Source organism: SAR324 cluster bacterium (genome assembly GCA_029245725.1).
Taxonomy (GTDB): domain Bacteria; phylum SAR324; class SAR324; order SAR324; family NAC60-12; genus JCVI-SCAAA005.
In genome coordinates, this window is record JAQWOT010000201.1 from 57878 (window position 1) to 70648 (window position 12771).

Sequence of the window (12771 nt, forward strand, 5' to 3'; positions counted from 1 at the left end):
GCTGTGGTTCAGTGAGCCACGCCGTGTTCGTTACCATACAAGCCTACGACCTCTTTGTGGTTGACCTTGCGCAAATAGGTCACCGCAGGCTTGTAGTTCATTTCTGGGAAAATCTCATACTGGCGATCACGATTTTCTTTGTCGGGATCAGCGAGTAGATCCGGCTTTCTCTTGGCTAGTTGCGATACTTTGCTGTTTGGGTCAGCTAGGTTGCCAAATGTAATGGCTTTGGTTGGGCAGGTCTGCTGGCAGGCGGTTACGACTTCACCATCTTGTACATCTCTATCTAGATCGCGCGCTGCATACTTGGCCTCTGTCAAACGATGTACGCAGAAATTGCATTTTTCCATTACTCCCACTGCTCGAGTAGTGATGCTCGAGTTCAGTTGCTGATCTAGTGGAGCAGGGAACTCATAGTCAAACCAGTTGTATCGTCGAGCCTTATAAATGCAGTTATTAGAGCAATAGCGTGTTCCGACACAACGATTGTAGATCATTGCGTTGAGGCCCTCTGGGTTGTGGTAGGTTGCATAGACCGGGCAGACAGGTTCACAACCAGCGTTGCTACACTGTTGGCACATGACTGGTGTGAAGCGAGTTTCAGTTTCATCCTGGTAGCCTTCAAGGTAACGCTCCATTCGAATCCAGGACATTTCCCGGCCAACTGCAGCGCGCTCTTTACCGACTACAGGGATGTTGTTTTCTGCGTAGCAAGCGACAACACAGGCACTACAGCCGTTACAGCGGTCCAAGTCTACCGTCATTCCCCAGCGATAAGGTTTATAATAGGTTGCTGTCTCAGAACGGTCTGGATAGAACTCAACAATTTCCTTCGGACGATGGTGCCCGCCTCCGTGGTTTGCTTTGTCACTAGTCAGAGCCGCTACCGTTGTAGCTGCAGCAATGTCACGACCCAACTGACGTGGGTTACCGTCCAGATTGACGGTGTAAGACTTAATAGTGGTTGGCACTACTTCTGCCTTCGTGCTGATGAATGCTAGATTACCAGTTTGGGCATCAGTCTTAGCAGGCAACAGGTTCATTACGTTGATACCGAAACCATCTGCTACAATGCCACTTGATGTATGCCCTTGACCAATCGGAATGGCGACAGCCTCTCGGTGAATGCCATAGCTAAGGTATACAGTAGCGTTCAGGCTGCCTTGTGGTGTACGGACTTCAACGACACTTCGCTCCTTAATGCCTAGTTTTTTTGCAGTATCAGGATGGATTTCAGCCCAGGAGTCCCAAACTATTTGGCTGATTGGATGCGGTGTTTCCTGCAGCCAAGGTTTGTTTGCTCCGCTACCGTCGAAGTGGAATACAGAAGGTGCTGGAATGAGTGCCAAACCGCTTCCTCCAAGAGATGGTGCCTGATACGCAACACTAGTTACCTCATTTTGTAGGCTGATTGCGCTGCTCCAGCGTGGTGCCTCAAAAACTCCTCCATTTTCCAGAGTCTTGATCCAAAAGTTCTCAAACGAACCAAAGTAACGACTTTGATGAACTTGAGCCCAGCGTTCATAAATATAATCACGGTAATTCGTGATTTCGGCAAAAGCCTGTGGATTGATCTGCTTTGCTGCAGCGATCATCACATCTTCACGAGTTCGTGCATCAAACGTGTTGACGGGAGCCATCACCGGTTGCTGAATGCTGAATATACCAGGACTTGGCATGGCATCTCCCCAGCTTTCGTAAGCAGTGAGGGCTGGGAGTACTAGGGTTGCCTGCTGGTTAGTTTCATTTTTACCTGCAGCAAGAGCAACGACCTTAGTCTTTTTCATTGCTTGTGCGAATCCAAGACTTGCTGGCAAGGTATGCAGGGGATTTGAATCATCAACAATTAGTAATTTGACTTTCCCAGCATTGAGATCCGACAGTAATTGTAAGATTTGACTGTGAGATGTGTTTTCGCTGGGTTGTTCAGATTCATGAAATCTCAGAGTTTTGCCAAGATTACCTGCCGCTGCGTTCAGGATGAAGACAGCAACTTGTGTAGCTGTTGCCTGCTCACTGCTATTCCATGTGCCACCAGCTACTGCAAGAGAGGAAGCTTGATGAAACTCTTCGGCAAGAGTTTGGATTTTTTCTGCTGAGATGCCTGTCTCACCAGCAACAAGTTCTGGTGAATAGGGAGATAGGTAATCACTCAGAAAGTCATGATGGGGATCACGCTGATGAATAGCATGGGCCATAGCCAGAGCGATCATCGCTTCTGTACCGGGGTTGGCTGGCAACCACTCGTCAGCTCTTGCTCCACTTAGTGACTGATGAGGGCCAACGTGGACACATCGGTTTTTCTTTCCATCATTGTAGGCGTGCATATCGGCAAAGCGCCGAGCATTTTGCACAGTATTGCCCCAAGTTTCGATGAAATCTGCACCGAAGTTAACTAGTAATTCAGCATTTTCAAAAGCGTAGTCAGGAAGATCACTTCTTCCAAAGGCAATCTCGCAAGCACGTTGCTCTGCGGCGCGACTGATGAGACTGAAGGCCAAACGCTTTCCACCACCGACTTCATTTAGCCAATTGTCGATAAAGTTGCCTTCGCTACCAACAGCAGGTCTACCTAAGTAGACAATCTGACCTGCAGATTGTTGTACCAGATTTACAAATTCACTCTGAGCATCTTCCCAAGAGACGTTGTTACCCCCAGAAGTAGGCCGAGCATGTCGTTCTGGATTGTACAGAGTTTGTAGGGAAGCTTGGCCTCTTGCACAGAGCGCCCCTTGGTTATGAGGATGGTTCGGGTTTCCTTCCGCTTTTTGAGCTCTGTATTCGCGAGTAGTGATCATCATCCCACAAGCAGCATCACATTCCCGACAAGTGGTCATATACTGGTAGCCAGTATTTGGCATGTATTCGAAGTCGACAGGGGGAACCAAAGCTGGAATGATTTTTTCTGGTTTTTGTTCACAACCAGCTGCTACAGCAGTTGTTCCACCTATTGCCATGAACTTGAAAAGATTACGTCGACTGAGGCCTTTTTTCATTTAAAAACTCCGAAGGATCAATAGTGGCAGGTGTAACAATCAAGCAGATTTGGGTTATGGTAGTTTTGTTCATTCACCAAGTAAGATTGGGCTTCTCTTCGGGCATCGTTCTCTTTGGCATTGTTCCATCCTGCCATTGTGCTCATAGCGCGCTTACGCTCAATAGCCCCTTCCACTTGTAAGTGGCACTGCATGCACCACCCCATCCCACCAAAATTCTGATCTACCACATGGGCAACTTCCATCTCCTGTACACTTCCATGACATGACTGACAGCGCTGGTCCCCTCCGTTTCGGAACAGCATCACCCTACAGGATAAGGAGCGAGGATCTGCATTCAGGTCACAATCGTTGCCGGCACCGGCTATGAAGCGACTTGCATCTGCATTGATGTGTTGTTTGTGAGGAAAGCGGACGAAGTCTGGAATGTCATGCAGCTTTACCCAGGGAATGGATTCTCCTTTTGACCAGAGATCACGCATTTTGTCTACTTCTGGGTGCTCAGCTTGTACCAATTCTTGTCCATGAGGACCATGACAACCAACGCAGGTACTTACAGGTGGAATTCCGGAAGAATGTGATCGCCGAGCATAGAGATGGCAGTATTGGCAAGCAATGCCATTCTGGCCAACATGTAGTTTGTGGCTGAAGGCGATGGGCTGTTCTTTTGGTTCAGTAGAGATCGGGAAGATTGCAAAAGAGTTCAGTGGAGAAAATAATAAAAACAAGGTTCCTAGCACGAGAGTGCTAACACCTAGTCGCAGTGAGATCAGATAGAATCGCATGATACTCCAGTTATCGGTTGAGTACGGAAGTGAAATCAAAACCACACCGTTTGAGGAAGATTCAATTTAGTTCTAAAGGGCTGCCACACTGAAAAACATTTTTTTTGCTTAGCTGCAAGACCTTAGTTTGATATTTTTCAGTGATGGGTATGGAAGGATTCGCTGTTCTGCCAGAATATGAAAACAATCTGATTTTGTTAGGTGAGTCATCGTTTGCTGGAGAGGGATAAAAAAAGTCAATTTGGATCCGAAAGTTAGCGGGAAATCGAGAAGTGCGATAGATTTCGCCAAGGATTAGTCGGTCGCTTGCTCACGTGAATTTCATAATGCAGGTGTGAACTCGTGCTGCGCCCTGTATTACCAGTGTAGCCGAGTAGTTCTCCACGCTGAATGAATTGGTTTGCCTGTACCGCTAGACGGGACAAGTGACCATAGCGAGTCATGTAATCAGTGGGTTTGAAATTTTTTATTGAGATACCAGACCCATGATCAAGCTCTACCAACAGTCCATATCCGGCTGCTGGTCCAGCTTTTCGGACAATTCCATCAGCTGGAGCATAGATTGGTGTTCCAGCAGGTCCTGAAAAATCTATGCCGCTATGGAAAGCTGGCAGATTAGTAAACGGGTCACGTCTTCTGCCGTAGTGTGAGCTTACTGAAGGGTCTTCAACCGGGGCAATCGTCGGAGTACTTCGCCAGAGAATTTCATTACCAATGATTTCTTCGTAGAGACGCTCTAAGGAATGATGAGTCGAATGATAGGAGCTTAACTCTTGTTCTAAAATCACACGTGGATCCAGAGGCTCTGCACCCAATTGCTGCTCTTCTACGGGGAGTAAAGATTCTTCGAGAAAGGGACCACCTTTGCCCCCCTCGTTTTCAACAGGAGTCGCAGGAACTTCTGTCAACACACGAATGCCTGTGATCTCTTGAATTTTTTCTGTAAGTTGCCGTACCTCTTGTTCACGGGCTTGCATCAGTACGGCGTATTCAGCTAGCTCCTGCTGAGCAGCATTCAAATTTTGTTTTAAGTCCCAAATCTCTTCTTGGACCAACTCTGAGTTGACTAGAACAGTTAGATCTGCTTTCTGTGACAGCGTCAGGTGGTGAAAATCTTTGCTGATCATATTCAGCCAGTTGAGAGGATCTGCTTCAAGGACTTTGGTGTCCAGCAGCACAGCTCTACATTGATAAGATCCCTGCTGACAAGCTAGGGAATGGATCTGTTGGATGTGGTACAAAAGATTTTGCTGAGTGGCACTTTTCTTCTGGGAGTGCGTTTCCAAAGTAGCCAGTTGATCACGTAGTTCCTGAACCCTGTTTTCCAAGACCTCAACGCGCTCAGCTTGGCTGGCTGCAATCTCCATTCTTTCGTGAATGTGAATCTGTTGTGATTGGCGTTGAGCATTCCATTGCTGTTGTTCATGCAACTGAACACTTTGCCAAATAACCATCCCACCCAAAAAAAGGAATAACCCTAATGCAAGCAGGACTGTGGTGATCAGTGGTATAGGACGCAAAGGGAAGTGTGTGATGCCTGTTCCATTGTGCCGAAGCAACAGGATCGATAAATTCGGCATTCGAAAACTCAAAAAAAGATAGTTGCTCGAGCAATCAGTGTTGGACTTCTGGCCTTTTCACCAGATCATACAGTCTTGCACCGATGAAGATTTCAAGTAATTCAGGATCAATATGATTGTCTTTGGCTTCAAAGCCCAAAATTTTTAGTGCCCGTTCAGCAGGCATCGCTTTTTTGTAAGGGCGATCCCAAGCAGTCAGCGCATCATAGATGTCAGCAATGGTCATCATCTTTGATTGCAGTGGAATTTTATCACCAGACAGTTTGCGTGGGTAGCCTTTGCCGTTCATTTTTTCGTGATGTGCGTAGGCAATGTCTGGAACATCCTCTAGGTGTTCGGACCAAGGAATGATTCTTAGAAAATTGTAAGTATGCGTGACGTGTGACTCGATTTCATCACGATCCCGTTGGTTTAAGGATCCTTTGGGTACAGAAAGTGAGGCGGCTTCATCTATTGAAAGATACGAAACTGGTAAGCCAGTCGAAGGATGTGGGAAGGTTTGTGCCGCTATGACTTGCAACTGATCAAATCCTCCCTGGTCCAGAACAGTTGGTTCGTTGCATCGAATGATGAACTTTAGCTGATCATCCAATTGCAAAAGTCGTTCATTCATCTCTTGTTGAGTCAACTCTACTTGTTGAAATGAGTTCTCTTGAGATTCTTCCAGCAAGTAATTCAGTTGCTTACGAGTATATTGAAGTTCAGTCGCCATCCGGATCAGATGGAAACGATCCATGACTGCTTGCTGCTCTTCTAGATAAAGTTTCTTAGATTTGACCAGTACTTTCTCACGTACGCCAATTTTGCCGAAATCGTGAAGGAGAGAGGCATAGCGAATCGTGTTGAATTGATCTGGGTTATAGCTGACATCAGCAAAACGACCCTCGGACAGCGAACTCACCGTTTCTGCTAGAGCTACGGTGAGCGTGGCAACTCGACTTGAATGTCCGGAAGTCGTTGGGTCTCTAGATTCAATGGCCTTCACACTCGCATTGATGAAACCATCGAATAGAATTTGGATAGACTCCAGTAAGGAGGCATTTCTGACCGCAACTGTTGCCTGGGATGCTAGAGATTCCATTAAACGCATGTGGTAATCACTGAATGGAACGACTATTTGGTCAACATCTTCTTCAGTATATAGAACAGCATCTCCGTCGATCTTGCAATTGATGAGCTGAATCACACCAAGGACTTCACCACGCTCATTACACATTGGGACGGCAAGCATTGAGCGAGTCTTATAGTTCTGCTGCTCATCGAATTCACGACCACCCCAGACCAGATTAGAATCATGTAGTTCGTACACATCGTCGATCCGAATCGACTGGCTGGTGCGTGCCACATAGGCATTGACTGTGCTGAAGTCGAGAGGAAGAACTTTCGCCTGCAGTTGGGATGTGTCTCGTGAAAGATTGAGTGCGCTGTGGAAGCAAATTTGTTTGTTAGCGAGGTAGTTGCTCTGTTCGTGAGGAGTGTCTGGAATCTGCTCGATCAGGTAGATGCTGCATCCATCTGCGTTAGTGAGTTTCATCGCTTTCGCAGCGATCATACGCAGTAACTTATCCAGATCTTTTTCGCTGGATAGAGCGATCCCCAGCTCGTTCAACTCGGAGAGAATCTCATCCGATTTGCTTACATTTGAATGTGTTCGAGTTCTATCATATAGGCGGTTGAAAAACTGCCTTAGCAGAAAATTCCAACGCGTAGGTGTCAAATAAGCTAGGGGATACCATTCAATCGAAGGATGTTCTGGAGGTTCCGCAGCCAAGGTGGATCCCTCCTCCAAAACAACAATTCCTCCACCAGCCTGAAGATAAAGAGTCAGATGGGATTGCCACTGGAAAAGATCACGGCTACGCATAACAATCAAACAGGTTGTTCCCTCAGTTGTATGAGGTAGTTCTTCCAGTGAAGCATAGGCAACGGAGGACACTCGTTGCAGTGGATCTGCAAGAAATTCCTGATGTAATTTATCTATACCCTGTGGATAGAACAGTCGGAAGTCAACCATGATCTGCAGATCTATGAAATCGAAGTGATTCTAAAACTATCTATTAAGAAAAGAAGATTCTCACAATCAGACGGGTGCTGCAAGCGGAACATGCAGAGGTTGGCGCATCAATCCAAGTCTTGCCGTTAATTGATCAAAATGTCCCACAGGAAGCCAGAGACGTTGAACATGATCTTGTCGCATTAGCCAGCGGATAAACTGCGAGTCTGGTGGCAAATCCTCGGTCAGTTGTTGTTGTTGTTTTTCTAGAAAGTTAGCCAAAAGCAAGGCATGCCGTTGACGTAATGTTTCTTCAAAAAGTCCCATCAAGCCCATCAGTTCACGTTCAAAATGGTTGAATAATATTTTCGATTGTTCGAGCGATTGAGGGTTCTGTTGCTGTAATTTCCGAGTTTGATACTGAAAAACAGGATACCAACTGTGGACCAAGTAATCATTCCATTCGGCGAGAGTCTGAATAATCTGCATTGCCTTCTGCAAAGGATCGGTCAGGCTGAAGTGCGAGGTGCTACCGACTTGTTGCAGCAGCAGATTAATTCTGAGTTCACAAAGTAACAGAGCTTGGAGGTAGTCACGCAGGTTCTGCTGATTCTCTTTAAAAAGTTTGTAGGTGGTAGTTGTAACGAACGGAGCATCAGGCCAGCCTTCCAAGCATTCAAGGAGTAGATCTGAAGACCAGCTTGAAATATTACCACTTTTCAGTGCTTGCCAAGTGAGATTTTGTGGAAGTACTCTGCTTGTCTTACTGTCAGGCTTTGAATCGTTTTCAACAACAATATCCCACCAGCCGACACCAAGCTCATGAGCTAGTTTTTCAGCAGAATCCTTAGTGCCCCACAGAATGATCCAGCAATGCTCTCGACGAACGTTTTGTGTGTTGAGCAGTTCTCCAAGGTTATTGGAAATCGTGGTGACAGTAGTTGCATCTAGCATCAGCAGATTCCCACCCAGACTCAGGTACTGAAGCAAAGCCTCTTCAGACGCTTGCCAGCGGTAGGTCGAGAGTACTAAACCCAGACGGAGACTTGGGAAGTGACCTTCTCTAATCAACCAGTCGCTGTGATAACCCAGTCTTTGCTGTGTTGCCTGTAGCTGCTGCAGGGCTTGTCTATACCGTTCCGCTTCAGCTACTGTGAGCATCGGAATTTGTCAGAACGGTACGTCGTCTTCAACATAAGGAGCGTTGTTTCCTTGATTGAAGTCATTATTTGAGGTTTTGGATGATGGATTGCGACGGTTGTCCGAAGATCCTCCACTGGGATATTCATTACCGTAAACAGCTGGCCCATCGTCAACGCTTCCTCCACTCCGTTCTGTCCCTTCTCGAGAATCTAAGAAGCGCACTTGATTTGCAACAATCTCTGTTCGATATTTTTTTTGCCCTTGCTGATCATCCCAACTGCGCGTCTGCAATTTGCCCTCAATATACACCATCGAACCTTTTTTCAGATAAGATTGTGCTTGATCAGCCAGGCGATCCCAGGCCACGATATCGTGCCATTCGGTTTTTTCCTGTCGTTGCCCCTGTTTGTCTCTCCAGTATTCAGAAGTCGCGATAGAAAATGAGGCTACAGCGTTGCCAGATTGAGTATATCGGATCTCTGGGTCACGACCCAGCCTGCCGATCAGCATAACTTTATTGAGCATATGTTCTCCTTATTTAGCGTTTTGACAGCAATCCCAAAGCTAGTCTGAGCTTGATTTCAAAGCCTTCTGCTTCTGGAGGAAGGCTTGCTAGCACGGTCAGAACCTCTTTTTCTGCAAAACCCATGTTTTTTAGGGCAGATTGTAGAGAGGCTGTTTCACCCGATGGTATGACAGATGTTGTTGCCTTGCCAGTGATCAAGGCAGATTCCAGTCCTTGGATGGGAGATTTGCTGAAGCTATCTTTCAACTCCAGGCAAAGCCGAGCTGCAGTTTTTTTGCCGATGCCTGGGACTTGACTGAGGGTGTTGACGTCTTCACGCAGGATGGCTTGAACAAGATTTCGTGGTTCAAGTACAGAAACAATGGTCAGCGCCAGTTTTGGGCCGACTCCAGAAGCTTTGAGGAGACGTTCGAACAATTGTCTTTCGGCTGTGGTCTCGAATCCATATAGGCTGATTTCATCCTCGCGCACACTGGTGTGAATGTGTAAGCTGAGTACTTCACCGATAGAGTGTCTATTACCAAGCCCTTGAGGTACCTGCACGAGGTATCCCACTCCACCACTAGTTTGTAAGACTAAGCGCTGTTCTTCTACTAGCGAAACATCCCCACTTAGATAAGCGATCATTGCATGGTTAAAGGCTTAGTGCGTTCCCTGAACAGAGCAGTACCCAGTCGAACCATTGTTGCCCCTTCTGCAATGGCGATTCGGTAATCAGAGGACATCCCCATCGAAAGTTCCGTGAAAGTGGTCAGAGTAAATTCATTGCGCAGCTTTTCAAGCCAAGTACGAAGTTGTACGAAAGTTCTACGGATTTCGTTTGCGTCATCTGTGGCTGCAGCCATAGTCATCAAACCTCTACAGCGCAGCCACTGACAACTCTGCGTTTTCTCTAATAACCTGCACAAATTGTCGTAGTCACTGACTCCACTTTTGCTGTCTTCTTGCGACAGATTGGCCTGTAGTAGAATTTGTATGGGTTGGCTTTGCAGAGCACACTGCTTTTCGAGTAATTCCAATAACTCTTGGGAATCAACGGAATGAATCCAGTCGAAGCGCCCAGGGCAGAAGCGAGCCTTGTTTTTTTGCAAATGCCCGATCAAGTGCCATTCGATACCTGGGTTCTGTAGTCTTTCAATTTTTTCTGAGGCTTCCTGAACACGATTTTCACCGAAGCGCACCTGTCCAGCTTGGAAAGCTTCTGCGATTAGTTCACTAGGATGAGTCTTCGAGACGGCAATCAACTTGATTTCTGCTGGAGAGCGACCAGCCTCTGTTGCCAATTCAGCTAGTTCAGCACTCAGTTCGGTTAGACGATCTTTCAGACTCATTGATTTGTACTGCCCTGCAACTGTTCATCCCATAGTCCAACTTTTTTGTTCCGGGCCATTGCTTCGGCAGCCAAGAATTGCTGTTCATCAGGATTGGCGCCTTCCGTTAGCAAATAGAAGGACCAGCCGTTTTGCACCATCCAGAGATTAACGTTTGTGTCGCCTGACAAAACAATACCGTTGAGCCGATAAAGCTCTTCTTGAAGCTCATACTCGACTCTGACGGATCGACCACTGAAGGACTTTCCCAACTCGAAAGCTACTTTTTTCTGGAACCATTCGTTGTATTCTTTGCCTCGGTTAATTGATAGCTTGGGAGACACATACTGTAGGTAGACTCGAATTTCCTGTCGACTTAGGTTGAGGCTACTTTTCGAGAGTTGATAAGTCCATTTTCGGAACTCACCACGATCGTCGATTCTTAGCCAAATACTCTCAGAATCTGCTACACGAGATACGACACCACTAACTATCTGACGCTGTGGGGCGTTCGTTGTTACACTATTCGTCTTATTCTTGGCTCCTTCGAATAGCCGGCTACGGATGCGCTCCGTATCAAGTAGAGAAGACTGGGCAAATGGCAGTGCTGGAAGCCAACAAGTCAGAAACAGTAGCAAAATGAGGTGCTTCATTGGGTTTCTGGTGAAAATGGGTGGATGATTTGATTCCTGATGATCAAGAATCAGCCTGCAAAAAAGTTGCATCTCTGCAGGAGTCTTCGTAGATTGGGCTTCTTGTTCTGTTCTGTCAACCACAACCATTCCCTCCATGCATAACGGTCGTAGCCGGTTACTTCGCTTATGTTTGGTTTGGCTGCTTTGTTGGGGATTTACTCATTCCCTGCAGGCCCAGCCAGCTGATCTGCGTGTTGAGGCTCGCTCCTACATCTTTGATCCTGAAACAGAAATCTATCGCTATGAAGATGCCCGCTTCGAATGGGGCACTATCGCACTTGAAGGCCAGAAAGTCGAGTTCTTGCGCAAGGAAAACCTGATCGTTGCGCAAGGGTTTGTTCGACTGCGAGAAGGTTCGATTACGTTGATTGCTGAAGGATTGGAAATCAATTTAGATGACAACTCCGGTGTCTTTCGAGAAGTCTTCTTCTTCGATGCAAAAACTGAGGCTTACATAACAGCTCGTGAGCTACGTCGTGTTCCAGAAGGACACTTCATCGGATATGACTGTACGTTCACAACTTGTAACCCTGAACAGCCTGCCTGGGAAATTCGTGGTAGTACTGTGCACTACTATCCAGAGAATTATTCTTCAGCTATTTCAACGAGTCTGCGAGTTCGGGGTGTCCCGATCTTTTACTTCCCCTATCTGGCTTGGCCTACAGTCACACGAAGGCAAACGGGTCTACTACCACCGGAGTACGCCCTACAAACCTCGAGCATTGAAAAGTTTAATCTAGGCTATCGTCTGTCCCTCCCATACTTTTGGGCGATTGAACGAGAGCAAGATCTCACGATCCGTACTGAGTGGGTACAGTTCCGAGGCTTGGGTCTGGGATTGGATTATCAGTATGCTTTCAGCGAGAATTTGCGAGGTGAGGTCAAGTTTTTGCGCTATTTCGAGCGTGATCCTCGGGATCCACAAACAGAGTCCGGCCAGCTTGCACCAGAAGATGTGAGTCCGAATACCTTGCGCCCAGAGCGCTACAAGTTGATTCTCAACCACAACCAACAGTTGGACGAGCGAAGCCGGCTGATTGTCTCTGGTCTGGTTTACAGTGATAGTCAGTTTCAGCGAGAATATGAGGGAGTTCGTAACCCTGAACCAAATTATGCACAGAGTTTTACCGGATCTGTCAACTATCAGTATAATTCTGGGAGTGTTACGCTGTCTGCATCTCAGGAGAAAGTCTTCCAAGAAATTGCCTTGCTGAACTGGGCAACCGACCCTACCCGGATTCAACGTCTTCCAGCACTCAGTTTCCAATTTAGTGAACAACCCTTCCGAACAGTAGATCTGACAACGTCTGCTGCGGGATCGCTCGTCCGCTACTTCCGTGAAGAAGGCTATAACGGGACTGGATTGGTGGTTAATCCAACACTGCGTTACCGGCGAAATATTTTCCAGTATTTCAAAGGTGTCTTGGGGCTTGGTCATTCAATATCTACTTACGACGTTTGGTCTCCCAGTGCATCTGACCCCTCTGATCAGTATACTTTCCAGATTTGGACAGCTGATGTGGAATTCAATACTACGTTATCAAGGATCTGGTCATCAGAGAGTGATCTCTATAGTCGCTTTAAGCATCTGATGACTCCCAGAATTCGTTATGACTACATTGAGGATGTACCCCAGGATTCTATTTCTGGTGTGCCATTCGGAGGAGGCATTGCTACACGTCGCCTACTTGAATTGCGATTAGATAACATTTTGCTGGCCAAGCGTCGCCAGTATGAACCGTC

The 12771-nt window shown here is 46.8% G+C and carries 10 protein-coding genes; 1 reads left to right on the forward strand and 9 read right to left on the reverse strand.

Annotated features, from left to right (window positions below; all coding sequences use genetic code 11):
* Positions 1 to 8: 8 nt before the first annotated feature.
* From P8O70_10835 to P8O70_10875, 9 genes are all read right to left on the reverse strand, one after another.
* On the reverse strand, positions 9 to 2996 hold the full coding sequence (locus P8O70_10835) for a 4Fe-4S dicluster domain-containing protein (GenBank protein ID MDG2197369.1): 2988 nt from the start codon (positions 2994 to 2996) through the stop codon (positions 9 to 11).
* A 17-nt stretch (positions 2997 to 3013) separates the two neighbouring features.
* Positions 3014 to 3781 carry a cytochrome c3 family protein gene (locus P8O70_10840; GenBank protein ID MDG2197370.1) on the reverse strand — a complete coding sequence of 256 codons (768 nt, stop codon included), beginning with the start codon at positions 3779 to 3781 and terminating at the stop codon, positions 3014 to 3016.
* 254 nt (positions 3782 to 4035) lie between these two features.
* The gene (locus P8O70_10845) at positions 4036 to 5361 is read right to left on the reverse strand and encodes a peptidoglycan DD-metalloendopeptidase family protein (protein MDG2197371.1); all 1326 of its coding nucleotides are present in this window, start codon (positions 5359 to 5361) and stop codon (positions 4036 to 4038) included.
* Between the two features lie 34 nt (positions 5362 to 5395).
* Positions 5396 to 7375: an HD domain-containing phosphohydrolase gene (locus tag P8O70_10850; protein ID MDG2197372.1), complete on the reverse strand. Its 1980-nt coding sequence runs from the start codon at positions 7373 to 7375 to the stop codon at positions 5396 to 5398.
* Positions 7376 to 7441: 66 nt separating this feature from the next.
* Positions 7442 to 8515 (reverse strand): hypothetical protein, encoded by a 1074-nt coding sequence (locus P8O70_10855; GenBank protein ID MDG2197373.1) that lies wholly within the window; start codon positions 8513 to 8515, stop codon positions 7442 to 7444.
* Positions 8516 to 8524: 9 nt separating this feature from the next.
* Complete coding sequence (locus P8O70_10860) at positions 8525 to 9022, reverse strand: single-stranded DNA-binding protein (GenBank protein ID MDG2197374.1); 498 nt, start codon at positions 9020 to 9022, stop codon at positions 8525 to 8527.
* Positions 9023 to 9035: 13 nt separating this feature from the next.
* On the reverse strand, positions 9036 to 9650 hold the full coding sequence (gene ruvA, locus P8O70_10865; protein ID MDG2197375.1) for a Holliday junction branch migration protein RuvA: 615 nt from the start codon (positions 9648 to 9650) through the stop codon (positions 9036 to 9038).
* Entirely contained in the window at positions 9647 to 10354 is a 708-nt protein-coding gene (locus P8O70_10870) for a YggS family pyridoxal phosphate-dependent enzyme (protein ID MDG2197376.1), read from the reverse strand. Before P8O70_10870 ends, ruvA begins: the two co-directional genes overlap by 4 nt.
* On the reverse strand, positions 10351 to 11115 hold the full coding sequence (locus P8O70_10875; protein ID MDG2197377.1) for a thermonuclease family protein: 765 nt from the start codon (positions 11113 to 11115) through the stop codon (positions 10351 to 10353). The genes P8O70_10870 and P8O70_10875 overlap by 4 nt, the downstream gene beginning before the upstream one ends.
* A 7-nt stretch (positions 11116 to 11122) precedes the next feature.
* Here P8O70_10875 and lptD point away from each other — a divergent pair.
* Positions 11123 to 12771: LPS assembly protein LptD (gene lptD, locus P8O70_10880; protein MDG2197378.1), on the forward strand; the 1649-nt coding region annotated here is incomplete at its 3' end.

Bases quoted from the DNA above. Each gene is read 5' to 3' on its own strand.
- P8O70_10835 (MDG2197369.1), bottom strand. From the start codon at position 2,996: ATGAAAAAAGGCCTCAGTCGACGTAATCTTTTCAAGTTCATGGCAATA.
- P8O70_10840 (MDG2197370.1), bottom strand. From the start codon at position 3,781: ATGCGATTCTATCTGATCTCACTGCGACTAGGTGTTAGCACTCTCGTG.
- P8O70_10845 (MDG2197371.1), bottom strand. From the start codon at position 5,361: ATGCCGAATTTATCGATCCTGTTGCTTCGGCACAATGGAACAGGCATC.
- P8O70_10850 (MDG2197372.1), bottom strand. From the start codon at position 7,375: ATGGTTGACTTCCGACTGTTCTATCCACAGGGTATAGATAAATTACAT.
- P8O70_10855 (MDG2197373.1), bottom strand. From the start codon at position 8,515: ATGCTCACAGTAGCTGAAGCGGAACGGTATAGACAAGCCCTGCAGCAG.
- P8O70_10860 (MDG2197374.1), bottom strand. From the start codon at position 9,022: ATGCTCAATAAAGTTATGCTGATCGGCAGGCTGGGTCGTGACCCAGAG.
- ruvA (MDG2197375.1), bottom strand. From the start codon at position 9,650: ATGATCGCTTATCTAAGTGGGGATGTTTCGCTAGTAGAAGAACAGCGC.
- P8O70_10870 (MDG2197376.1), bottom strand. From the start codon at position 10,354: ATGAGTCTGAAAGATCGTCTAACCGAACTGAGTGCTGAACTAGCTGAA.
- P8O70_10875 (MDG2197377.1), bottom strand. From the start codon at position 11,115: ATGGTTGTGGTTGACAGAACAGAACAAGAAGCCCAATCTACGAAGACT.